The organism is Paracoccus benzoatiresistens (assembly GCF_026913015.1).
Taxonomy (GTDB): Bacteria; Pseudomonadota; Alphaproteobacteria; order Rhodobacterales; family Rhodobacteraceae; genus Paracoccus; species Paracoccus benzoatiresistens.
In genome coordinates this window covers 1-23669 of the sequence record NZ_JAPTYD010000019.1, presented here as the reverse complement: position 1 = coordinate 23669, position 23669 = coordinate 1, and the positions used below count along the sequence as shown (strand labels likewise).

Annotated in this window: 21 protein-coding genes and 1 tRNA gene; 14 read left to right on the top strand and 8 right to left on the bottom strand. The window is 67.4% G+C overall.

What is annotated here, in order from left to right; translation table 11 throughout:
* Entirely contained in the window at window positions 1-612 is a 612-nt protein-coding gene (locus tag OU682_RS13260) for an OmpW/AlkL family protein (RefSeq protein WP_268942623.1), read from the bottom strand.
* Between the two features lie 134 nt (window positions 613-746).
* Here OU682_RS13260 and OU682_RS13255 point away from each other — a divergent pair, with 134 nt between their 5' ends.
* From OU682_RS13255 to OU682_RS13220, 8 genes are read left to right on the top strand one after another with little or no spacing between them, the layout of a single operon-like run.
* The gene (locus tag OU682_RS13255; RefSeq protein ID WP_268942622.1) at window positions 747-2351 is read left to right on the top strand and encodes a carboxyl transferase domain-containing protein; all 1605 of its coding nucleotides are present in this window, start codon (window positions 747-749) and stop codon (window positions 2349-2351) included.
* 10 nt (window positions 2352-2361) lie between these two features.
* Window positions 2362-4290: an acetyl-CoA carboxylase biotin carboxylase subunit gene (locus OU682_RS13250; protein WP_268942621.1), complete on the top strand. Its 1929-nt coding sequence runs from the start codon at window positions 2362-2364 to the stop codon at window positions 4288-4290.
* The gene (locus tag OU682_RS13245; protein WP_268942620.1) at window positions 4283-5014 is read left to right on the top strand and encodes a glutathione S-transferase family protein; all 732 of its coding nucleotides are present in this window, start codon (window positions 4283-4285) and stop codon (window positions 5012-5014) included. Before OU682_RS13250 ends, OU682_RS13245 begins: the two co-directional genes overlap by 8 nt.
* The gene (locus tag OU682_RS13240) at window positions 5007-5870 is read left to right on the top strand and encodes a hydroxymethylglutaryl-CoA lyase (RefSeq protein WP_268942619.1); all 864 of its coding nucleotides are present in this window, start codon (window positions 5007-5009) and stop codon (window positions 5868-5870) included. The genes OU682_RS13245 and OU682_RS13240 overlap by 8 nt, the downstream gene beginning before the upstream one ends.
* Window positions 5863-6645: a crotonase/enoyl-CoA hydratase family protein gene (locus OU682_RS13235; protein ID WP_268942618.1), complete on the top strand. Its 783-nt coding sequence runs from the start codon at window positions 5863-5865 to the stop codon at window positions 6643-6645. Before OU682_RS13240 ends, OU682_RS13235 begins: the two co-directional genes overlap by 8 nt.
* Before the next feature lie 44 nt (window positions 6646-6689).
* Window positions 6690-7145 (top strand): dUTP diphosphatase, encoded by a 456-nt coding sequence (gene dut / locus OU682_RS13230; protein WP_268942617.1) that lies wholly within the window; start codon window positions 6690-6692, stop codon window positions 7143-7145.
* A 4-nt stretch (window positions 7146-7149) separates the two neighbouring features.
* Entirely contained in the window at window positions 7150-8196 is a 1047-nt protein-coding gene (locus OU682_RS13225; protein WP_268942616.1) for a HesA/MoeB/ThiF family protein, read from the top strand.
* Window positions 8197-8221: 25 nt separating this feature from the next.
* Entirely contained in the window at window positions 8222-10246 is a 2025-nt protein-coding gene (locus OU682_RS13220; RefSeq protein WP_268942615.1) for a M3 family metallopeptidase, read from the top strand.
* On the opposite strand, the gene OU682_RS13215 is transcribed toward OU682_RS13220, so the two are convergent.
* On the bottom strand, window positions 10243-10806 hold the full coding sequence (locus OU682_RS13215; RefSeq protein WP_268942614.1) for an SH3 domain-containing protein: 564 nt from the start codon (window positions 10804-10806) through the stop codon (window positions 10243-10245). The two genes, OU682_RS13220 and OU682_RS13215, sit on opposite strands and share 4 nt — an antisense overlap.
* 171 nt (window positions 10807-10977) lie before the next feature.
* Between OU682_RS13215 and OU682_RS13210 the strand changes: the two genes are divergently transcribed.
* Entirely contained in the window at window positions 10978-11979 is a 1002-nt protein-coding gene (locus tag OU682_RS13210) for a 2-hydroxyacid dehydrogenase (RefSeq protein WP_268942613.1), read from the top strand.
* A gap of 46 nt (window positions 11980-12025) precedes the next feature.
* Window positions 12026-13189, top strand: a complete 1164-nt coding sequence (locus OU682_RS13205) for an MFS transporter (RefSeq protein WP_268942612.1) — start codon at window positions 12026-12028, stop codon at window positions 13187-13189.
* Between the two features lie 5 nt (window positions 13190-13194).
* Here the strand turns inward: OU682_RS13205 and OU682_RS13200 are convergent, their stop codons facing one another.
* The 3 genes from OU682_RS13200 to panC all read right to left on the bottom strand — a co-directional run bounded on the left by OU682_RS13200 (window position 13195) and on the right by panC (window position 15478).
* A complete protein-coding gene (locus OU682_RS13200; RefSeq protein ID WP_268942611.1) occupies window positions 13195-13770 on the bottom strand; it encodes a LysE family translocator in 576 nt (191 codons plus the stop codon).
* Window positions 13771-13839: 69 nt separating this feature from the next.
* Window positions 13840-14649 (bottom strand): 3-methyl-2-oxobutanoate hydroxymethyltransferase, encoded by an 810-nt coding sequence (gene panB, locus OU682_RS13195; protein ID WP_268942610.1) that lies wholly within the window; start codon window positions 14647-14649, stop codon window positions 13840-13842.
* Window positions 14639-15478, bottom strand: a complete 840-nt coding sequence (panC, locus tag OU682_RS13190) for a pantoate--beta-alanine ligase (protein WP_329609807.1) — start codon at window positions 15476-15478, stop codon at window positions 14639-14641. Before panC ends, panB begins: the two co-directional genes overlap by 11 nt.
* A gap of 194 nt (window positions 15479-15672) precedes the next feature.
* On the opposite strand from panC, the gene OU682_RS13185 reads away from it, so the two are divergent.
* Complete coding sequence (locus OU682_RS13185) at window positions 15673-18165, top strand: GcvT family protein (RefSeq protein ID WP_268942608.1); 2493 nt, start codon at window positions 15673-15675, stop codon at window positions 18163-18165.
* 22 nt (window positions 18166-18187) lie between these two features.
* Here the strand turns inward: OU682_RS13185 and OU682_RS13180 are convergent, their stop codons facing one another.
* Both OU682_RS13180 and OU682_RS13175 read right to left on the bottom strand, forming a co-directional pair.
* Window positions 18188-18745 (bottom strand): TetR/AcrR family transcriptional regulator, encoded by a 558-nt coding sequence (locus OU682_RS13180; protein WP_268942607.1) that lies wholly within the window; start codon window positions 18743-18745, stop codon window positions 18188-18190.
* Window positions 18746-19299: 554 nt separating this feature from the next.
* Window positions 19300-19374 (bottom strand) — tRNA-Gly (locus tag OU682_RS13175).
* A 170-nt stretch (window positions 19375-19544) separates the two neighbouring features.
* Between OU682_RS13175 and OU682_RS13170 the strand changes: the two genes are divergently transcribed.
* Together OU682_RS13170 and OU682_RS13165 are read left to right on the top strand one after the other, a co-directional pair.
* Window positions 19545-20162 (top strand): DUF5671 domain-containing protein, encoded by a 618-nt coding sequence (locus OU682_RS13170; RefSeq protein ID WP_268942606.1) that lies wholly within the window; start codon window positions 19545-19547, stop codon window positions 20160-20162.
* Window positions 20155-20544, top strand: coding sequence for a hypothetical protein (locus tag OU682_RS13165; protein ID WP_268942605.1), 390 nt, complete (start codon window positions 20155-20157; stop codon window positions 20542-20544). Before OU682_RS13170 ends, OU682_RS13165 begins: the two co-directional genes overlap by 8 nt.
* Before the next feature lie 5 nt (window positions 20545-20549).
* Here OU682_RS13165 and uvrA read toward each other — a convergent pair whose 3' ends face one another.
* Window positions 20550-23402: an excinuclease ABC subunit UvrA gene (gene uvrA, locus OU682_RS13160; protein ID WP_268942604.1), complete on the bottom strand. Its 2853-nt coding sequence runs from the start codon at window positions 23400-23402 to the stop codon at window positions 20550-20552.
* A 3-nt stretch (window positions 23403-23405) separates the two neighbouring features.
* On the opposite strand from uvrA, the gene OU682_RS13155 reads away from it, so the two are divergent.
* Window positions 23406-23669: biotin carboxylase N-terminal domain-containing protein (locus OU682_RS13155; RefSeq protein ID WP_268942603.1), on the top strand; the 264-nt coding region annotated here is incomplete at its 3' end.

Genomic DNA, 23669 nt, shown 5'->3' with positions numbered 1-23669 from the left:
TCAGAACTTCACCACATAGCTGACGCCTGCGACGAGCGGGTCCACCTCGACCTGGCCGATGTCCACGCCGTTCAGGGTCACGTCCGAGTCGATGTCGATCCAGCGCAGGTCGGCACGCACGGCCGAGCGGTCGTTGATCCAGTAGTCGGTGCCCAGATGCGCGGCCAGGCCCCAGCTGTTCTTGACGCGCAGGTCGTTGCCCGCCAGCGGGCCCTTGGCTTCGGCGTCAAAGAAGCCGGTGAAGTTCACGCCGACGCCGACAAAGGGCTTCCATTGCGGGGACGCGTCAAAGTGATACTGCAGCGACAGGGTCGGAGGCAGGTGCTTGACGGTGCCGATCTCGGTCCCGTTCGACTCGATCGAGTGCTTGAAGGGCAGGGCTGCCAGAAGCTCGACCCCGATGTTGTCGCGGATGAAGTATTCGACGGTAATCTGCGGCCGGGTATTGTCGTCGATGCTGACCGGAACCGCGCCGCCGGCAAGCGTCCCATTGTCCGATTTCGGGTTCACGTTGGCGATGCCCAGACCAACGGTCAGCTCGCCCGCCTGCTGCGCAGCCACCGGAGAGACAACAGCCAGGACGGCTGCGGCGGCGAGGCACAGTGTTTTCATCATTCGGCTCCTTCTGTCTTTGCCAAGCGCGGCATGGAACGGGTGGCAAGCCGAAAACATGATCTGGATCAATTCGCTGTCATCAAAACCTCGGCTGCGGCATTGCGTCGCGCCCCCATCGGGATCCGCTGTTCATGAAGCTGTCCTCTGCCGCCCTGACGACATCCGACACCTTTCGCGCCAATCGCGAGGCGCATCTGGCGCTGATCCAGATAGCGCGCGACGCCGCCCTGGCCGCAGCCGCCGGAGGGGGTGCCAAGGCGATGGAGCGCCACACCAGCCGCGGCAAGATGCCCCCGCGCGAGCGGGTCGCGAACCTGCTGGACGCGGGCAGCCCCTTCCTGGAAATCGGCGCCACGGCTGCGCATGACATGTATGACGATGCCGCGCCGGGCGCCGGCGTGATCGCGGGCATCGGGCGCGTGCACGGACGGGACGTGATGGTCGTGGCCAACGATGCCACCGTGAAGGGCGGCACCTATTATCCCCTGTCCGTCAAGAAGCACCTCCGCGCCCAGGAAATCGCCGAACAGTGCAATCTGCCCTGCGTGTATCTGGTCGATAGCGGCGGCGCGAACCTGCCCAACCAGGACGAGGTCTTTCCCGACCGCGACCATTTCGGCCGCATCTTCTACAACCAGGCGCAGATGAGCGCGAAGGGCATCCCGCAGATCGCGGTCGTGATGGGGTCATGCACGGCGGGCGGCGCCTATGTTCCTGCCATGTCCGACGTCACGATCATCGTGCGCAACCAGGGCACGATCTTCCTGGCCGGTCCCCCCCTGGTGCGCGCCGCGACCGGGGAGGTCGTGACGGCCGAGGATCTGGGCGGTGGCGATGTCCACACGCGCCTGTCCGGCGTGGCCGATTACCTGGCCGAGGATGACGCGCATGCCCTGGCCATGGCCCGCCGCTCCATAGGCAACCTGAACCGCCGGATGCCGGACAGCGTGGTCTGGCAATCGCCCGAACCGCCGGCCCATGACCCCGAGGACATCCTGGGCGTCGTTCCCGCCGACCTGCGCACCCCCTACGACATCCGCGAGGTGATTGCCCGCGTCGTGGACGGCAGCCGCTTCGACGAATTCAAGGCCCGCTTCGGCGAGACGCTGGTCACGGGCTTTGCCCATGTCGAGGGCTGCCCCGTCGGCATCGTCGCCAACAACGGCGTGCTGTTCTCGGAAGCCGCGCAGAAGGGCGCACATTTCATCGAACTGTGCAGCCAGCGGTCCATTCCGCTGGTATTCCTGCAGAACATCACCGGCTTCATGGTCGGCCGGAAATACGAGAACGAGGGCATCGCCCGCCATGGCGCCAAGATGGTGACGGCGGTGGCCACGACGAACGTCCCCAAGATCACCATGCTGGTGGGCGGGTCTTTCGGCGCGGGCAACTATGGCATGGCGGGACGCGCCTACAGCCCGCGCTTCCTGTGGACATGGCCCAACAGCCGCATCAGCGTCATGGGCGGCGAACAGGCCGCGGGCGTGCTGGCGACCGTGCGCCGCGAGGGGATCGAACGCGCCGGCGGCAGCTGGTCGCCCGAGGAGGAGGCCGAGTTCAAGCGCCCCACCATCGAGATGTTCGACCGCCAGTCCCACCCGCTCTATGCCTCGGCCCGGCTGTGGGACGACGGCATCATCGACCCGCGCAAAACGCGCGAGGTGCTGGCCCTGTCGCTGCGCGCCAGCCTGAACGCGCCCATCGAGCCGACGCGCTTCGGCGTCTTCAGGATGTGAGGTTAGACCGATGTTCCAGAAAATCCTGATCGCCAACCGCGGCGAGATCGCCTGCCGCGTCATCGACACCGCCCGCAAGTTGGGTGTGCGCACGGTGGCCGTCTTCTCCGACGCGGACCGCGCCGCCCGCCACGTCGCCATGGCGGATGAGGCTGTCCATATCGGCGGACCCGCGCCCAGGGACAGCTATCTGCGCGGCGACGCGATCATCCGGGCTGCGCTGGATACCGGCGCGCAGGCCATCCATCCGGGCTATGGCTTCCTGTCGGAAAACCCCGACTTCGTCGATGCGGTCACGGCGGCCGGGCTGGTCTTCATCGGGCCTTCCGCCGATGCGATCCGCGCGATGGGCCTGAAGGACGCGGCCAAGGCACTGATGGCGAAGGCGGGCGTGCCGGTGGTGCCCGGCTATCACGGCGAACACCAGGATCCCGTCTATCTGGAAGGGCAGGCGGACCAGATCGGCTATCCGGTGCTGATCAAGGCGGTGGCAGGCGGCGGCGGCAAAGGCATGCGGCTGGTCGAGCGCCCGCAGGACTTCCTGGCCGCCCTGCAATCCGCGCAGGGAGAGGCCGCGACCGCCTTTGGCAACCCCGCAGTGCTGATCGAGAAATACATCGAGCAGCCCCGCCATATCGAGGTGCAGGTCTTTGGCGACGGCAGAAACGCCGTCCACCTGTTCGAACGGGATTGTTCGTTGCAGCGCCGCCACCAGAAGGTGATCGAGGAAGCCCCGGCCCCCGGCATGACGCAGGAAATGCGCGAGGCGATGGGGCGCGCGGCGGTGCGCGCCGCCGAGGCCATCGGTTACAGCGGCGCGGGCACCATCGAGTTCATCGTGGATGGCAGCCGTGGCCTGCGGCCGGACGGCTTCTGGTTCATGGAGATGAACACCCGCCTGCAGGTCGAACACCCGGTGACCGAGGCGATCACCGGCGTCGATCTGGTCGAATGGCAGTTGCGCGTGGCCTCGGGCGAACCCCTGCCTGCCCGGCAGGAGGACCTTTCGATCCGCGGTCATGCCTTCGAGGCGCGCCTTTACGCCGAGGACGTCCCGGCGGGCTTCCTGCCTGCCACCGGCCGCCTGGCGCATCTGCATTTCCCGGGCGGCGCGCGGATCGAGACCGGCGTGCGGCAGGGCGATTCGATCAGCCCCTGGTACGACCCGATGATCGCCAAGGTCGTCACCTGGGGCGCCACCCGCGCCATCGCCCTGCGCGCCTTGGAAGCGGCCCTGGTCGATACCGAGGTCGCGGGTTCCGTCACGAACCTCGACTTCCTGATCGCCCTGACGCGGCACGACGGCTTTCGCGCGGGCGAGGTCGATACCGGCCTGATCGGGCGCGACCTCGACGCGCTTGTGGCGGCATCCGAACCCCAGCCTGCGGCCCGCGCCCTGGCGGTGATCGGGCTTGCGGGGCTTTCGGACCCTCAGGTCAAGGGCGGTATGACCCTGTGGCAGCCGCTGCGCCGCACCATTGCCTGGCAGGGCGGCCAGGCGGTGCTGGAAATACTCGGCCCCGGCGCGGCGCGTGTCACGCTGGACAGCCAGCCGCACGAGGTCCGCTGGCAGGGCGACCGCTGGTGGGTGGACGGCAGCCTTTGCCGCCATCGCATCACCGCCCATGACAGCGGCGTCAGCGTGTTCGGCGCGGGCAGCCTGCATCTGCTGCCGCTCGACCCGCTGGACCGGCAGTCCGATTCCGGGGCCGGCGCGGCGCTGACGCTGTCGCCGATGCCGGGGCTGGTGAAGTCGGTCCATGTCAGCGCGGGCCAGACCGTCAAGGCAGGCGACCGCCTTGCCGTGCTGGAGGCGATGAAGATGGAACACAGCCTGACCGCCGCCCGCGACGGCACCGTGGCCGAGGTGCTGGCCCAGGAAGGCCAACAGGTCGAGGCAGGCGCCCCCCTGATCCGGCTGGAGGAGGAACATGCCTGACACGCCCCCCGAACCCGTGCCTACCGACGCACTGCCCCCTGCCTCGGGCGGTCCGGTCAAGGATGGCGGCGGGGAGATCATCCTCTGGCACGTGCCGCTGTCGCGCTCGATGCGCATCCTGTGGCTGCTGAACGAGCTTGAACTGCCCTTCAGCCTGCGGGTCATGGACCTGCGCGGCAAGGACATGCGCGCCGCCGAATACGCGGCCATCCATCCGGTCGGCCGGGCGCCCGCGCTGCAGATCGACGGCAACGTAATCCACGAATCCGGCGCGATGGTCGAATACCTGTGCGAGACACGCGGGCCCCACCTGTGGCGCGCGCCGGGGGCCGAGGGGCGGCTCGGCTGGCTCGACTGGCTGCATTTCGCCGAGACGATTGGCCAGCATATCGCCAACCTGACGCAAAGCCACCTGATGCTGCGCGACCCCTCGACGCGTTCTCACACCGTGATGAAGCTGGAAACGGCGCGGCTGGCCCGCACGCTGCGGCTGGTGGAACAGACGGTTGAGGGGCAGGACTGGCTGATGGCGGGCGATTTCTCGGGCGTCGATTGCGCTGTCGGCTGGTCGGTCTGGACCGCGGGCCGCTTTGTCCGCCTGTCGCCCGCCCTGCAGGCCTATGCCGACCGCTGCACCGCGCGTCCCGCTTTCGGGCGCGCCCTGCCGCAGGAAGGCGAGCCGCAGCTTTATGACCGCGACTTCTATGAGCTGTCCAATGCCTGAAGCCGTCGAAATCTTCGAGATGGGCCCGCGTGACGGGTTGCAGAACGAAAAGCGGCTGATCCCCGCCGCTGACAAGATCGCCTTGGTCGATCTGCTGTCGCAGGCGGGTTTCCGGCGCATCGAAGTCACCAGTTTCGTCAGCCCGAAATGGGTTCCGCAGATGAGCGACGCGGCCGAGGTCATGGCGGGCATCACCCGCGCGCCTGGAGTCAGCTATGCCGTGCTCACGCCGAACATGAAGGGCTATGAGGGGGCAAAGGCAGCGCGCGCCAGCGAGGTCGCGATCTTCGCCAGCGCATCCGAAGGCTTCAGCCGCGCCAACCTGAACGCGACCATTGCCGAAAGCCTGGAGCGGCTCGCGCCCGTGGCGCAGGCGGCGCAGGCAGATGGCATCCCGGTGCGCGGCTATGTCAGCGTCGTGACGGACTGCCCGTTCGATGGTCCCACACCGCCCGCCCATGTCGCCCGGGTGGCGGCGGCGCTGCGCGACATGGGCTGCTATGAGGTCAGCCTGGGCGACACGATCGGGCAAGGACGACCCGAAACCATCGACGCCATGCTGGCCGCGGTTCTGGACGAGGTGCCCGCCGAGAGGCTGGCCGGGCATTACCACGACACGGCGGGTCGCGCGCTGCAGAACATCGACGCCAGCCTGGCGCGCGGGCTGAGGGTCTTCGATGCGGCGGTAGGCGGGCTTGGCGGCTGCCCCTATGCGCCGGGCGCGGCGGGCAATGTCGCCACGGAAAAAGTCGCGGCGCATCTGGCCGCTCGGGGATTTGCGCATGGGTTGGACATGGCGGTGATCGAACGGGCCGCCGCCTTTGCGCGCGGTCTGAGGGGAACAGCCCATGTTTGAGACGATCCGCATCGACACCGACGCGCGGGGCGTGGCGACCCTGTGGCTTGCCCGTCCCGACAAGCACAACGCCCTGTCCCAGCGGATGATGGAGGAACTGACCGAGGCCGCCGTCCGGCTTGGGGCCGATCCTGCCGTGCGCGTCGTCGTGCTGGCGGGCGAGGGGACCAGCTTCTGCGCAGGCGGCGATCTGGGCTGGATGCGGGCGCAGATGGATGCGGATGCGGAAACACGGCGCGAAGGCGCGCGGGTGCTGGCCGGGATGCTGTCGGCGCTGAACCTGCTGCCCAAGCCGGTGATTGCCCGTGTCCACGGCAACGCTTTTGGCGGCGGCGCGGGCATGATGGCCGTGGCCGACATCGCCATCGCCGCAACCACCGCGAAGTTCGGTCTGACCGAGGTCAAGCTGGGCCTGATCCCCGCCACCATCGGCCCCTATGTCCTGGCCCGGATGGGCGAGGACAAGGCGCGCCGCGTCTTCTTCTCGGCCCGCCTTTTCGGCGCGGACGAGGCCGTGACGCTGAACCTGGTCGCCCGCGCCGTCGCGCCCGGGGATCTGGACGCCGCCGTCGAGGCCGAGGTCGCGCCCTTCCTGCTGGCCGCCCCCGCCGCGGTCGCCGCCGCCAAGGCGCAGTGCCGCGCCCTGGGTCCGCGCATCGACCAAGCCGTGATCGAGGACAGCATCGACCGGCTGGTCGCCGTCTGGGAAGGCGACGAGGCGCCCGAGGGCATCGCGGCCTTCTTCGACAAGCGCAGGCCCCGCTGGCAGGTCTGATCCGCATCCGCTAAGGCTGGCGAAAGACAGCAAGGGCGGCAGGCATGGAAGTCAGGATACTCGACCCGCGGATCCACGTATGGGGTCTGCCGGATTACCAGACGGCGGGCTCGGCCGCCATCGACCTGTTTGCCTGCCTGGATTCCGCCACCGACATCACGCCGCAGGCACCGGCGGTGCTGATCAGCGCCGGGATCGCGCTGTCCTTCGGCGACTTCTCCTTCGCCGGGCTGATCCTGCCGCGATCGGGGCAGGGCCACAAGCGGGGGCTTGTACTGGGCAATTCGACCGGGTTGATTGACCCCGACTACACGGGCGAGGTGATGATCAGCACCTGGAACCGCAATCCGCCGGGGTCGGACCCGATCACCATCCAGCCGGGCGAACGGATCGCGCAGATGATCTTCGTGCCGGTGCTGCGCCCCCGTTTCACCGTTGTCGACGCCTTCAGCCGAACCACCGCGCGGGCTGCGGGCGGCTTCGGTTCGACAGGGGCCTGAGGCCATGACGGGGTTGTGGCTGCTGATCGGCATCGCAACCGCAGGCTGGATCCTTGGCCTGCCGCGCCGGGTTTTGCTGTTGGTGTTGGCCCTGGCCTGGGGCACCATCGAGCTGGCCCACCTGGTCTTTCCCCGCCTGGGCGCATTCTTTGGCGGATCGGCGAAGGGCTGGCTTGTTGCGGGCGGGCTGGCGGGGCTGGTGATCGCCTATCGTGCGGGCATCGGCTGGCTGCGGGCCCGCGCGGTTCCCGTCGAGCAAGCCGAACCCGCCCCGACCCCGGTGCAGGACACCGAACTGGACCGCTATGCTCGCCATCTGGTGCTGCGAGAGATCGGCGGCCCCGGCCAGATGCGTTTGCGCGATGCGCGGGTGCTGATCGTCGGCGCGGGCGGGCTGGGCGCGCCTGTCTGCCTCTATCTGGCGGCGGCGGGCGTCGGGCGGATCACTGTGGCGGACGATGACGCGGTCAGCCTGTCGAACCTGCAGCGGCAGGTGATCTTTCGCACCGATCAGCAGGGCCAGCCCAAGGCCGAAGCAGCCGCCGGTGCCATGCGCGCCCTGAATCCGCTGGTCCAGGTCACGGCCCTGCCGCGCCGCATCACCGAAGCCGATGCCGATCTGATCGCCCGGCATGACCTGGTGCTGGACGGCACCGACAGCTTTGCCGGGCGGCAGGCGATCAACCGGGCCTGCGTCGCGGCTCGCGTGCCATTGATCGCCGGCGCCATCGCGCAGTGGGAAGGGCAGGTCACGCTCTATGACCCGGCGCGGGGCGGGCCATGCCTGTCCTGCCTGTTCCCGACGGCCCCCGCGCCGGGCCTGGCCCCGCCCTGCGCGGAGGCCGGCGTCGTCGGCCCCCTGCCGGGGGTCGTCGGCAGCCTCATGGCGCTTGAGGCGATCAAGCACCTGACCGGGGCGGGGCAGGGCCTGCGCGGGCGGATGATGATCTTTGACGGGCTTTACGGCGAAAGCCGCATGATCGGCACCGCGCGGCGGCCGGATTGCCCGGTCTGCGGAACGGGACTGGAAGGCGGGCCGGAAGCCTTCTAGGTTCGGTTGGACCAAGGAGGCTTCGATGAATTCCGAACTGACCCGCTGGACCGGCCCCGAGGGGCTGCCGCGTTTCGACCTGATCGCCGATACCGACATGGCCCCCGCCTTCGACCGCGAACTGGCCGCAGCCGAAGCCGCGATGGAGGCGATCGCCGCCAATCCCGACGCGCCCACCTTCGCCAATACCGTCGCTGTGATGGAGGTCGCGGAGGAAGGGCTGAACCGCGTCCTGTCGATCTTCTACACGCTGGCGAATGTCGATTCGAACCCTGCCCGAGAGGCGCTGCAACGCGACTTCGCGCCCCGGCTGGCAGCCTATAACAGCAAGACGGGAATGGATCCGCGCCTTTATGCGCGCGTGAAGGCGGTGGCCGCGACTGCCGACACCCTGCCGCCCGAGGATCGCCGCATCACCGAACTGGCGCTGCGCGGCCTGACCCGGTCGGGCGCGGGGCTTGAAGGCCAGGCTCGCGACCGCATGGCCGAGATCCGCGCCCGCATGGCCGTGCTGACCACGCAGTTTTCCCAGAACGTGCTGGCGGACGAACGCGATTATGTCCTGCGGGTCCCCGAAGATCGCCTGGAGGGCCTGCCCGACTGGCTGCTGCGATCCATGCGCGCGGCGGCGAAGGAGCGCGACATCGAGGGGCAAGTCGTCACGCTGTCCCGGTCGCTGATCGTGCCCTTCCTGGAATACGCCCATGACCGCGCCCTGCGCGAGACAGCCTTCAGGGCCTGGGCCGCGCGCGGGTCGGGCCAAGGCGCCGGGGGCGAGGCTACGAACAACCTGCCGCTGGCGGCAGAGATTCTGGCGCTGCGAAACGAACGCGCCCGCCTGCTGGGCTATGCCGACTTCGCCGCCTTCAAGCTGGAGCCCGAGATGGCGGGCACCGCCGACCGCGTGGCCGAGCTTCTGGGCCAAGTGTGGAAGCCGGCCTACAAAAGGGCTGCCGAGGACGAAGCCAAGCTGACCGCCATGGCTCGCGACGACGGCGTGAATGGCGCGCTGGAGCCTTGGGACTGGCGGCTTTACGCGGAACGCCTGCGGCGGCGCGAGCATGACTTTGACGCCGATCAGGTGAAACCCTACCTGACGCTGGACGCGATGCTGGAGGCCATGATGGACGTGGCCTACCGCCTGTTCCGGCTGGAGTTCCAGCCCTTCGACGCGCCCCTGTGGTCGCCCGACGCGCGCGTCTGGCGGATCACCCGCGACGGGCATCTGATGGCGATCTTCGTGGGCGACTACTTTGCCCGCCCCTCGAAACGCTCGGGGGCCTGGTGTTCGTCCCTGCAGGTCCAGCACAAGATCGGCGCGGGCCAGCGGCCGATCGTGGTGAATGTCTGCAACTTCGCGCCGCCCGAACAGCCCGGCGCGCCGGCCTTTCTGTCCTGGGATGACGCGCGCACGCTGTTCCACGAATTCGGCCATGCGACCCATCACATCCTGTCGGACGTGACCTGGCCCTCGATCTCGGGGACATCGGTGGCGCAGGATTTCGTGGAACTGCCCAGCCAGCTTTACGAACACTGGCTGGAACAGCCGGCCGTCCTGGACGCCCATGCCCGGCATCACCGGACGGGCCAGCCGCTGCCGGCCGACCTGCGTGACCGCCTGCTGGCGGCGGGCAAGGCGGATGCCGGTTTCGCAACCACCGAATACCTGGAAAGCGCGCTGGTCGATCTGGCCTTCCACCGCGGCGATCCGCCGGCCGATGCCATGGCCCGGCAGGCGCAGGTCCTGGCCGACCTGGATGCGCCATCGGCCATCCCGATGCGCCACGCGACGCCGCATTTCAGCCACGTCTTCAGCGGGGACAGCTATGCCAGCGGCTATTACAGCTACATGTGGTCCGAGGTGATGGACGCCGACGCCTTTGCCGCCTTCGAGGAAACCGGCGACATCTTCGACCCCGCGACCGCGCGGCGGCTGGAGGAGACGATCCTGTCGCGCGGCGGCTCGGCCCCGGCAGACCAGCTGTGGCTGGCGTTCCGCCAGCGGATGCCGGGGGTCGATGCGCTGCTGCGGGGGCGGGGGCTGGCCTAGTCCCTGACCTCGTCCGGGTCCACGCCCCAGATCGACGACTTCGGCACCCATCCCCGCTGGCCGCCGCCCGAGATGCGGCACCAGCCGGGATTGCATTCGCCCAGGCGGACGATGGCGCCCATCTCGGCCCGCGCGACGATGTCGGCGTCGGGATGGGGGCGGCTGCGCAGTTCGACCATGTCCTGCGTCACAAGCGCGGTGCGCACGCCCGACAGCAGCGCGTAATGGATCCAGCCCCCGGCGCCGTCCTTGTCCTCGACCCGGCGCCAGTGGCCGAATTCGGCGACGACGCGCAGCGGCATCCCGGCATGGCGGAACACCCAGTCGATGCGGTGCGACAGGCTGGGGCCGCGGCGGGCATTCCCCTCGGACCCCTTCAGGCTGACATATCGCGGCACCGGCAGGTTGGTGACCGGTCCCCGGACCACGCCGCCGCTGTCCTGAGCGCGGACGATCTGCGCATCGGCCGATTGCGGCACGCCCTCTGCCTGGGCAAGCGCCAGCCCCACCGAGGCCGCCAGAACCGCTGCCCCGCAACCCAATAGCGTCCGTATCCTCATAAACCCGTCCGTTCCTGCCGACCGCCCCTGGCGGTCCCTTCTGCCCCATTCGCCGGGGCCGCGACGCGCCCCGATGGGGTCTTGTGCATGCCCCATATCGCGGGCAGTTTGCCAAAGACGGCGTCTTTTTGGAAGGCCGCCCCGACATGACATCGAGAAAGTGAGGCCATCATGCACAGCCCGCAGCCCTCGCGCCAGAAACTGCGCGTCGTCGTGACGCGCCGCCTGCCCGAGGTGGTCGAAACCCGCATGAAGGAGCTGTTCGACGTGGCCCTGCGCGACGACGACACCAAGATGTCGCGCGACGACCTGGCTGCGGCGATGCGCGGGGCGGACGTGCTGGTACCGACGGTGACCGACCATATCGACGCCAACATGCTGGCCCAGGCCGGAGAGCGGCTGAAGCTGATCGCGAATTACGGCGCGGGCGTTGATCACATCGATGTCCAGTCCGCCCGGCAGCGCGGCGTTCTGGTGACGAACACGCCAGGCGTCGTCACCGAGGACACGGCTGACATGGTCATGGCGCTGATCCTGTGCGTCACACGGCGCATCCCCGAGGGCATGGCCGAGATGCAGGCGGGCCGCTGGGGTGGCTGGGCGCCCACATCGCATCTGGGCGGGCGCCTTGGCGGACGCAGGCTTGGTATCCTGGGCATGGGCCGGATCGGGCAGGCAGTGGCGCGGCGTGCCAATGTCTTCGGGATGCAGGTCCATTATCACAACCGCCGCCGTCTGCGTCCCGAGATCGAGCAGGAATTGCAGGCCACCTATTGGGAAAGCCTGGACCAGATGCTGGCGCGCATGGACATCATCAGCGTGAACGCGCCGCACACGCCCTCGACCTTCCACCTGCTGAACGCGCGGCGGCTGAAGCTGCTGAAGCCCACGGCCGTGGTGGTGAACACCTCGCGCGGCGAGGTGATCGACGAGAACGCCCTGACCCGGATGCTGCGCGCGGGGGAAATCGCGGGGGCGGGTCTCGACGTCTTCGAACACGGGCACGAGATCAATCCCCGCCTGCGCGAACTGCCGAACGTCGTCCTGCTGCCCCACATGGGCAGCGCCACGGTCGAGGGCCGGGCCGAGATGGGCGAGAAGGTCATCATCAACATCAAGACCTTTGCCGACGGTCACCGCCCGCCGGACCTGGTCGTGCCCAGCATGTTGTGAAGGCCGGGGCGACTCCGCCGCATCCTGCAGGAATGGGACGTGAATCATGACCAGGGCGGGCCAGGCCGGAAGCAGGACGCGGTGGGCGGTTTCGGCGCTGTTCTTCTGCAACGGCCTTGTTGTGGGAAGCTGGGCGCCAAAGCTGCCGGCGATGATGGCACGGCTGGACATAAGCGAGTCGGTGGCCGGGTTGCTTGTGCTGGCCCTGGGGGTGGGCTCGATCTGTCTGATGCCGGTCTTCGGGGCGCTGGTCGCCCGGCGCGGGTCGGCCCATGCGGTCCGGCTGGCGGCGGTGCTGTTCACGCCCAGCCTGGTCTGGATCTCGCTTGCGCCCTCGCCTTGGGCGGCCGCTGCCACGGTTCTGGTCTTCGGCGGGCTGATCGGCGGGATGGATGTCGCGATGAACGCCAATGCCGTCGCGGTGGAGCGGGCGCGGCGGCGCGCAATCATGTCGTCCTGCCACGGCTTCTGGTCCCTTGGCGGTTTGGCCGGTGCAGGGATCGGGGGCCTCGCGATCCAGACCCTGGGCGAGTTGACGCATGCCATCGCCGTGACGCTTGTGGTGGCCGCGATCCTGGCCGTGGCCTTTCCTCACCTGCTGCGCGACAGTCCGGCGGGTGAACACAGGCACCAGCCCCTGCGCCTGCCGCGCACGCCGCTGCCCTATCTGATCGGGGTGATGGCACTGGCCTCGATGATCCCGGAAGGCGCGATCCTCGACTGGGCGGCGGTCTATCTGCAGCGCGAAATGGGGGCGCCGCTCGCGCTGGCGGGGTGGGGCTTTGCCGCCTGCGCGGGGACCATGGCCGTCATGCGCTTCCTGGGGGATGGCATCCGGGGCCGCTTCGGCGCGGTAAGGACGCTGCGGGTCAGCACGCTGATCGCCATGGCCGGGCTGGCTCTGGCGGCAATGGCGCCCGTGCCCTGGGCAGCGATCGCGGGCTTCGGGCTGGCGGGCATCGGCATCGCGAACATGGTGCCGATCGCCTTTTCGGCGGCGGGCAATGTGCCGGGGCTGGCCCATGGCGTCGGGCTGTCGGTCGTCACGACCATGGGCTATTCCGGGATCCTGCTGGCCCCCGGCACCATCGGCTTTCTGGCCGAACGGATGAGCTTTTCCGTCATCTACCTTGGCCTGTCGCTGCTGCTTCTGGTGCCGCTGCTGCTGTCGCGCTTGGCGCAGACCGCAGATTTTCGCGGTGGCGGCTGACGCGCCTAGGCCCGCAAGGCCCCTGCGACCAAGGTCACCGACACCACCGCCAGCCAGACCGATGCCGCCCGCCGTAGCACATGCATCCGCTGCGCCCCGCCATCCCCCTGCCGCGTCACAGCCCCGGCGCTGCCCCAGATCATCGCAACGCCAGCCGCCGTCAGGCAGAACATGGCCAGCCGCGGGAAGAACGCGTCGGCACCGGGGGCGGGAAGCAGCACAAGGCCAATGATCAGCGCCTTGGGGTTCAGGACGGTCGTCAGATAGACGCGCCCGGCGGTGATCTCGCCGCCCGCCTGCGCCAGCGATCCGCGCCCCCACAGCTTGACTGCCAGGAACATCACCCATGCCGCCGCCGTAAGCTTGATGATCTGCGCGGCCAGCGGGTGATCCGCCATCAGGCCGTGGCCGATGAAAGCCAGGGGCAGGATCATGGTGAGGTATCCCAGGATCTCGGCGGGCAGCAGGCGCATGACGCGCCGCAACCCGCCCGAAGCACCGGCAAGACCCATCAGCGTGTTGGTCGGACCGGGCGTCAGCAAGAGTCCCAGCACAGCGGACAGGAAGGTGGCAAGGGTCATGGTCGTTCGTCGCGTTGGTTCACGCACCGTCTAGTGGCCGGCCGGCGCAAAGGCCTTGATCTGGATCAGTCAGCGATAGACGTTGTCCTCGCCCGGAAAGTTCCGCTCGCGCACGGCCGTGGCATAGGCGGCGAGGGCCTCGTCCGCCTGCGCGCCGAGGTTCGCGAACTTGCGAACGAAGCGCGGCACCCGGCCGCTCAGGCCCAGCATGTCGTCCAGCACCAGGATCTGCCCGTCGCAGCGGGCCGATGCACCGATGCCGATGGTGGGAACCGCCACAGCCTCGGTCATGCGGTCTGCCAGGGGTTCGACCACGCCCTCGACCACAAGGGCGAAGGCGCCGGCTTCGGCGATATCGACCGCGTCCCGGACGTGGAGCGGCCAGCTTTCGCTGTCGCGCCCTTGGGTCTTGAAGCCGCCCAGGGTATGCGTCGCCTGCGGGGTCAGGCCGACATGGCCCATGACCGGGATGCCGCGTTCGGTCAGGAAGCGGATCGTGGGCGCCATGCGGCTGCCGCCCTCCAGCTTGACCGCGCCAGCGCCGGTTTCGCCCATGATCCGCGCGGCGTTGCGGAAGGCCTGCTCGGGGCTTTCCTCGTAGCTGCCGAAGGGCATGTCCACTACTACCATGGCCCGCTGGCTGCCCCGGACGACCGCCTGACCATGAAGGATCATCATCTCCATCGTCACGCCGACGGTCGAGGGCAGGCCGTGGATCACCATGCCCAGGCTGTCGCCGACCAGGATCAGGTCGGCATGGCGGTCCACCATCGCTGCCAGGGGCGCGGTATAGGCAGTCAGCGCGACAATGGGCGTGCCGCCCTTGCGGGATGCGATCTCGGGCGCGGTGACGCGCTTGATCCGGGTTTCAACGGACATCGGGGCCGCCTTTCGGCTGCGCGACACGCTGGTCGATCAGCAGCACGTCGCCGAAGCGCACGGCCAGCAGGATCACCACCGGACGCTGGATGGTGGCGATGCGCGACAGGTCGACCGCATCGCGGATATCGATGGAGCGGATATGGGCCAGCGGCTCGGCCCCGATGATGCGGCGCAACTCGGCCCGGACGGCCGAGAGGCCCGCGCCCTGCGCGATCATCTGCTGGGCGCGGTCCAAGGCGCGGTTCAGCACAGGGGCAGCGGCGTGCTCGGCCGGGGACAGGCGGCGGTTGCGCGATGACATGGCCAGGCCGTCGGCCTCTCGCACCGTGGGCACGGCAAGGATCTGCACCGGCACGTCCAGGTCGGCCACCATCTGCCGGATCACGGCAAGCTGCTGGTAGTCCTTTTCCCCGAAGGTCGCGGCATCCGGCCGGACGATGTTGAAGAGCTTCGTCACCACCGTCGCCACGCCACGGAAATGGCCGGGCCGCAGTCGTCCCATCAGCATCCGCGACAGGCCCGTCACCTCGACCACCGTCTGTGCGCCAGGGCGATAGATGTCGGCCACGGTCGGCAGGAACACCGCGTCGCAGCCAGCCTGCCGCAGCAGCGCAAGGTCGTTTTCCTCATCCCGGGGATAGGTCGCCAGATCCTCGTTCGGGCCGAACTGCGTGGGGTTCACGAAGATCGAGGTCACGACCCGCCCGCCGCCCTGACGCTCCAGCCAGTCGCGGGCACGGGCCACCAGCGACAGGTGGCCGTCATGCAGCGCGCCCATGGTCGGCACCAGGACCACAGGACTGCCCTGATGCCGCCAATCGCGCATCGCCTGCCTGTCGCGGCAAATCTGCATCCGTTCCCCCGTCCCTGGTGGCGCGCACCCTAAGGGACCGCTACAGATTCGCACAAGTGCTGCATTGCAGCATGTCGTTTTTGGCCATTTTAGGTCGGGCCCATGGGAACTGGAAACACAAGCCGTGGCAGTAACGGGACAACAACTTGACCCAAGGAGTCGCGCGAATGAAGTCGCATGTGAAGGTTCTTGTCGTCGGAGGCGGCGCAGTCGGCTGCGGCATCGCGCTCCATCTGGCCCGCGCCGGATGGGAGGTGATGCTGGTCGAGCGTGACGAGCTGACGGCGGGATCCACCTGGCACGCGGCGGGCCTGCTGCCGCTGTTCAACATGGGTTACGCGACGACCCATATCCACGACTATTCGGTCAAGCTTTACGCGGAACTGGAATCGCAGACCGGCCTCAACGCGGGCTTCACGCGCTGCGGCAACCTGCGCATGGCGCAGACGCAGGATCGGATGGACGAATACATGCTGTATTCCGCCACCGCCGAAACCGTCGGGATCGAGCATCAGTTCCTGACCCCGCAGCAGATCAAGGACCGCTGGCCCCTGGTCCGCACCGAGGATCTGAAGGGCGCGCTGTTCCATCCGACCGACGGCTACATCAACCCCGCCGATGTCACCCAGGCCATGGCCAAGGGCGCGCGCATGGCGGGCGCCACGATCGAGCGGAAGATCCAGGTCAACGGCTACAAGTGGACCGGGTCCGAATGGATCGTCACCTGCGAGAAGCTGGTCGAGAAGGGCGGCAACCTGGTCGGATCCGGCGAGACCTTCGAGATCCGGGCCGAGCATGTCGTGACCGCGACCGGCAACCATGCGCAGCGCACCGCGCGCCTGCTGGGCATCAAGATCCCCGCGATCCCGGTCGAGCACCAGTATATCGTCACCGAGCCCGACCCGGCCCTGGTGCAGTGGCGGACCGCGGGCAATCCCGAACATCCGGTTCTGCGCGACGCCGACGCCAAGTGGTATGTCCGCGAGGAACGCGGCGGCTGGATCCTCGGCCCCTATGAACGCAACGCGCCGGCGCGGTTCCTGTATGACGTGCCCGAGTCCTTCCGCGCCGACCTGTTTCCGCTGGATCTTGAGCGGATCGAGGAGGAATACATGTCCATGATCCATCGGCTTCCGACCTCGGAAACGGTGGGGCTGAAGGACGACTACAACGGCCCGATCTGCTATACGCCCGACGGCAACCCCCTGGTCGGCCCGGCGCCCGGCCTGCGCAACATGTGGCTGGCCGAGGGCTTCAGCTTCGGCATCACCGCGGCAGGCGGCGTCGGCCATTACCTGACCCAGATGATGGTCGAGGGCGAGGCCGAGATCGACATGGCCTCGCTGGACCCGCGCCGCTATGGCAACTGGATGACGACCGAATACGGCGCCCGCAAGAACGAGGAAGCCTACGAGCACGTCTTCATCCTGCACCATCCCGACGAGGAACGCGAAGCCTGCCGGCCGCTGCGCACCTCGCCCGCCTACGACCGGCAGAAGGCGCGCGGCGCGCAGTTCGGCCATGTGAACGGGTGGGAACGGCCGAACTACTATGGCCCGCAGGACTTCGACGACCACGCATCCCGCAGCTTCCGCCGCGGCGGCTGGTGGCAGTACGCCAAGGCCGAGGCCGAGGCGATCCGCAACGCGGCGGGCCTGATCGACGCGACGGCCTTCGCCAAGCACATGGTCAAGGGGCCGGGGGCGACCGCCTTCCTGGACTGGCTGACCACCAACAAGCTGCCCAAGGTGGGCCGCATCAACCTGACCTATGCGCTGACCGATGCGGGCACGACGCGGACCGAATACACCATCGTCCGGTTGGCCGAGGACAGCTACTACCTGGTGTCTGCCGGGGCATGGGCGGCTTATGACGGCGATCACCTGGTGAAATCAGCCGAGGACTTCATGGCCTCGGGTGGTGAATACGTCAGCATCCAGGACGTGACCACCCAGTGGGGGGTCTTTGCCCTGGCGGGTCCGGCATCCCGCGACATCCTGGCCAAGCTGATCCGCGATGCGCAGCCGGAAACGGCGCTGTCGAACAAGCGCTTCCCTTGGCTGTCGGCCAGGCAGATCGAACTGGGCATGGTCCCCGTCAACGCCATCCGCGTGGCCTATACGGGCGAACTTGGCTGGGAACTGCACCACCCGATCGAGATGCAGAACCACCTGTTCGACCGGCTGATGGAAGCCGGCGAGCCGCTGGGCCTGAAGCTGGTCGGTGCGCGGGCGCAGAACTGGCTGCGGCAGGAGAAATCCTATCGCGCCTTCGGAACCGAACTGGGCCGCGATGCGACCCCGCTGGAGGCCGGTTTGGACCGCTTCGTCGATCTGCCCAAGGACTTCCGGGGCAAGGCCGCCATGGAGGCCAAGGGCATCCGGTCGATGTGCGTCACCCTGCTGATCGACGGTCCGCAGGACGCCGATCCCTGGGGGCGCGAGGGGATCTTCCTGGACGGCCAGAAGGTCGGGCGCCTGACCTCGGGCGGCTATTCGGTCGCCTTCGGCAAGCAGATCGGCATGGGCTATGTCCGCCCGGACCTCGCCCAGCCTGGCACGAAGCTGAAAGTCCGCATGTTCCGCGAGCTGTGGGACGCCGAGGTGACCGAAGACAGCCCCTACGACCCGCAGAACGCCCGCATCCGCGTGGACGGTTAAGCGGACACCCTGCGCCTTCCGGTCAGCCGACCAGCAGGCGCAGGGCCTCCTCGTATGAGCAGGTCCGGACCTGCGCCTCGGGCAGATAGGTCTTGCCGATGGTCAGGGACGCATAGCCGTGGGTCAGTGCCCAGACCGCCGCTTCGAGCGCAGCGGCAGGACGGTTGGCGGTGAAAGGTGCGCATACCTCCTTGAGGACAAGATAGCTGCCGTTAGAGATATTGCGCAGCTCGGCGTCCCGCGTGGGCAACTGGTCAAGCATCAGGCGGAACAGCGCCGTCCGGTTTCCCGCGAAATGGATATAGGCCAGGTTGACCGCAAGCAGCGCATCGAAGGCATCGGCGCCTTCAGGCAGGTTGTCGCGGGCGGCGGCCAGATCATGCAGGAAGCTTTGGAAGCCCCGCGTGGCTATGGCGGTCTTCAATCCCGGCAGGCCGTCGAAGTGATGAGCCGGCGCGGCATGGGACACGCCCGCCCGGGCGGCAACGCGCCGCAGCGTCAGCCCCTCGGTGCCTTCCTCATCAAGAAGTGCAAGCCCCGCCTCGATCAAGGCCCGGGGCAACTCGCCACGTGCAGGCATCTTACCCTCGTCCGAAAACTTGACAGTGTAAACTCTTCGGCTAGTATAAGCCGTCCCAGAAAGGTCAATGGCACGCTCGTGAGGAAGACAAGCATGCTATCTGAGTATGGTTAGCGAGTCCTGGGAAGCTCGTTCGAGGTTCTGGCCTGAATTTTTAACCTGTTTTTCGTTTACTGAGTATTCAGGCCAGGGCTGCGGCACCCTGTTAACACTCTCGCTGCACCCTGTGCAAGTATTTGTCTGCGCATTTGAGCACGACTTTGGCAGTCTGCCTGGACCGATGTGACTGATGAGCCTTCTGCTAACAACATGCGCCTGCGGGCTTTCCCGGAAAGGATTGGAAGGCAATTGGCGGTGAGATCTTTAGCTCTGGCTTGAACCGTTAATGTCAGTTCGTGGGCGTTCAGCGGGACCGCTGGCGCAACCACGGTCTGCCCGCGCGGCACCTGGTGGCGAAGAGGCAGAAGGCCAAAGGGAACCGCGAAGGCTGACAAGGCAGCGCAAGACGAGCAAATCAAAAAGGCCGGACCCGAAGGTCCGGCCTTTTTGATTTTTGGAGCGGGCGATGAGATTCGAACTCACGACCCTAACCTTGGCAAGGTTATGCTCTACCCCTGAGCTACGCCCGCATCCGTTTCCTCTGGCGCTTCGTCTTACCGTCTCGCCTTCGGTGAGCGGTGATTTATGGGACTGCGCCGGGGGGCGCAAGAGGAAAAATCACGTCCGGCACGAATTTTTTCCAAACATTGACAGCACCCTGCAAAGCACGTGAACCTGCCGCGACAACAAGGGAAGGGCCATGGCCGCAGCCGAGCAGCTTTCGAACTTCGTGCGCGACGCCCTGGCGGCGGGCCATGACGGCGTGCGCATCCGCAGCGCGCTGCAGCAGGCCGGCTGGACCGCGCCCGAGATCGAAGGCGCCATGACAGCCTGGCAGGACGGGGGCGGGCTGCCGCCCGTTCCTCGGCCCCGGCCCTATGTCTCGGCGCGCGAGGCGATGCTTTATGCGCTGCTGATGATCGCGCTGGTGCTTGTCTGCTTCCATGTCCTGCGGCTTGGCTTTCAGGTGATCGACCTTGCGATTCCCGATCCGGCCGAATTCCATGCGCTGGACAGATGGTCCATGCGCTTTTCCATCGCGGCCATCCTGGCCTTCCTGCCGCTGTTCGTGGTTCTGGACCATCGCATGGCCCGCCACATGGGCGAAGGCGACCAAAGGCGGCGTTCGCAGGCGCGGCGGGTCTTTGCCTCGATCACGGTCCTTGCCGCGGCCCTGGTGCTGCTGGGCGATGTCGTCTCGGTCGTCTATGCCTTCCTGTCGGGCGACCTGACGCCTCGGCTGGCGGCAAAATGCGCCCTGGTCGCCGTTACGGGCCTGCTGGTGGCCGGCTGCTATCGCGAGGATCTGGATGGCTAGACCTTGGCCCGTCTGGGCGCTGACCGGCCTGTCTCTGGCGGTTCTTGTGGCGGGCGTCGTTGCCACCGGCGGACCGGCACAGGGCCGGGCGGAAAGGCGCGACCAGACCCGGGAACGCGATTTGTCCGCGATCCAGTCGCTGCTGCTCTGCAAGGCCCAGCAGGCGGGGCGGGTGGGCACCGATCCGACGCCCATCGAAGCCTGCCCCCTGACGCCGCGCCTGGCCGATCCCTTTACGGGCGCCCCCTACCGGATCGAGCTGGTGGCGCCGGACAGCATCCGCCTTTGCGCCGGGTTCGAGACCCAGCCGGACATGCCCGACCAGGGCCGGGACAAGTCGGGCTGCATGGTCCAGCGGATCGCTGTGGATCTGCCTGGCTAGGCCGCCTATTCCGCCGCGCGGACCCGCGCAGGCCGCAGCATTGGCGCCAGGTAGCGTCCCGTGTGGCTTTCATGGACCTTCGCCACATCCTCGGGCGTTCCCACGGCCACGATGCGCCCGCCGCCGTCGCCGCCCTCGGGGCCGATGTCGATGATCCAGTCGGCGGTCTTGATGACATCCAGGTTGTGTTCGATCACCACGACCGTGTTGCCCTGGTCCACCAGCCGGTGCAGCACCTCCAGCAGCTTGCGCACGTCTTCGAAATGCAGGCCGGTCGTGGGTTCGTCCAGGATATACAGCGTCTTGCCGGTCGATTGGCGCGACAGTTCCTTGGCCAGCTTGACCCGCTGCGCCTCGCCGCCCGAAAGCGTCGTCGCCTGCTGGCCGACCTTGACGTAGCCCAGGCCTACCTCCATCAACGCGTCCATCTTGTTGCGGATGGCGGGCACGGCGGAAAAGAAGCCCTGCGCGTCCTCGACCGTCATGTCCAGCACGTCGGCAATGGACTTGCCCTTGAACAGGACTTCCAGCGTCTCGCGGTTATAGCGCTTGCCCTTGCAGGTCTCGCAGGTGACGTAGACGTCGGGCAGGAAGTGCATCTCGATCTTGATGACGCCGTCGCCCTGGCAGGCCTCGCACCGCCCGCCCTTGACGTTGAAGCTGAAACGCCCGGGCTTGTAGCCGCGCGCCTTCGATTCAGGCAGGCCCGCATACCAGTCGCGGATCGGGGTATAGGCACCGGTATAGGTCGCGGGGTTTGACCGGGGCGTGCGGCCGATGGGCCGCTGGTCGATGTCGATGACCTTGTCCAGATGCTCCAGCCCCGTGATCGTCTCGCAAGGGGCAGGGGTCTGGCGCGCGCCGTTCAGGCGCAGGCTGGCGGTCTTGAACAGCGTCTCGATGGTCAGGGTGGACTTGCCGCCGCCCGACACGCCGGTCACGCAGACGAACTTGCCCAGGGGAAACTCGGCCGTGACATCCTTGAGGTTGTTGCCCGTGGCCTTCACCACCTTCACGGTCTTGCCGTTGCCCTCGCGGCGTTCGTCGCTGACCGCGATCTCTCGCGCGCCCGAAAGATATTGCCCCGTCAGGCTGGCGGGATCGGCGGCAATCTGGTCGGGCGTGCCCTGGCTGACAATGGTGCCGCCATGGACGCCCGCGCCCGGTCCCATGTCGAAGACATAGTCGGCGTGGCGGATCGCATCCTCGTCATGCTCGACCACGATGACCGAGTTGCCCTGGTCGCGCAGCCCCTTCAGCGTGTCCAGCAGGCGGTCGTTGTCGCGCTGATGCAGCCCGATGGAGGGTTCGTCCAGCACATACAGCACACCCGTCAGGCCGCTGCCGATCTGCGACGCAAGCCGGATCCGCTGGCTTTCCCCGCCCGACAGGGTGCCCGCCGCGCGGGACAGCGTCAGGTAGTCCAGGCCAACGTTCACCAAGAAGCCAAGCCGTTCGCGGATTTCCTTGAGGATCGCGTGGGCAATCTCGTTCTTCTGCTTCGTCAGGTGCTTCGGCGCGGCCTCGATCCAGGCCAGCGCCTCCTTGATCGACAGTTCGACCACCTGGCCGATATGCTGGCCCGCGATCTTGACGGCCAGGGCCTCGTCCTTCAGGCGATATCCGTGGCAGGCGCCGCAGGGGCGGTTGTTCTGGTAACGCTCGAATTCCTCCCGGACCCACTGGCTGTCGGATTCGCGCATCCGGCGTTCCATGTTGGGGATCACCCCTTCGAACACGCGGGTGACATTGTAGACGCGCCCGGCATCGTCGAAGCGGAAGGCGATCTCCTCCTTGCCCGAGCCGTGCAGGAACATCTGCTGGATATTCTCGGGCAGGTTCTTCCACGGAGTCTTCTTGTCAAAGCCGTAATGCTTGGCCAGCGCGTTGACCGTCTGCGTCAGATAGGCCGATTTCGACTTGGCCCAAGGCGCGATGGCGCCCTTGTCGATGGACAGGGCGGCATCGGGCACGACCAGACGTTCGTCGAAGAACAGTTCCGCCCCCAGTCCGTCGCAAACCGGGCAAGCCCCGAAGGGTGCGTTGAAGGAAAACAGCCGGGGCTCGATTTCCGGGATGGTGAAGCCGCTGACGGGGCAGGCGAACTTTTCGCTGAAGGTGGTCCGTTCCGGTTCCTCCGCCGCCGTTTCGACGATGGCGATGCCGTCGGCCAGGTCCAGCGCGGTGCGCAGCGAATCGGCCAGGCGCGTTTCCAGCCCCTCGCGCACGACGATGCGGTCCACCACCACGTCGATGTCATGGCGGAACTTCTTGTCCAGCACTGGCGGCTCGTCCAGTTCGTAGAACTGGCCGTTCACCTTGACTCGCTGGAAGCCCTGCTTGCGAAGCTCCAGGAACTCTTTCTTGTACTCGCCCTTGCGGTCGCGGACGATGGGCGCCAGCAGATAGGCGCGCGTGCCTTCCGGCATCTCCATGATCCGGTCCACCATGTCCTGGACCTGCTGCGCCTCGATCGGCAGGCCGGTGACGGGGCTGTAGGGCGTGCCCGCGCGGGCGAACAGCAGCCGCAGATAGTCATAGATTTCCGTGACCGTGCCCACGGTCGACCGAGGGTTCTTCGAGGTCGTCTTCTGTTCGATGCTGATCGCCGGGGACAGACCGGTGATGTGGTCCACATCGGGCTTGCCCATCATGTCCAGGAACTGGCGCGCATAGGCCGACAGGCTCTCGACATAGCGGCGCTGGCCTTCGGCATAGATCGTGTCGAAGGCGAGGCTGGACTTGCCCGAACCCGACAGGCCGGTGATGACCACCAGCTGGTCGCGCGGAATGTCCATGTCCACGCCCTTCAGGTTATGCTCGCGCGCGCCGCGTACCTCGATGAACTTCTGTTCCATGGTGTGTCCCTGCCCGACCAAGCGCATGAGATAGGGTCATGGTTCCAAAAAGCAACCGCAAAATGGGAACATCCAGGGAACACGACCTTGCGTAAACCTTTTGTTGCACTCGCCCGGCGGTCCCGCTTGCGCTGCGCTGCGGCATCGCTAGTGTTTCGCGCAACTGCGAAGGGAGACCGCGCCATGTTTCAGAAAATCCTGATCGCCAACCGGGGCGAGATTGCGATCCGCGTGATGCGGGCGGCCAACGAACTGGGCAAGAAGACG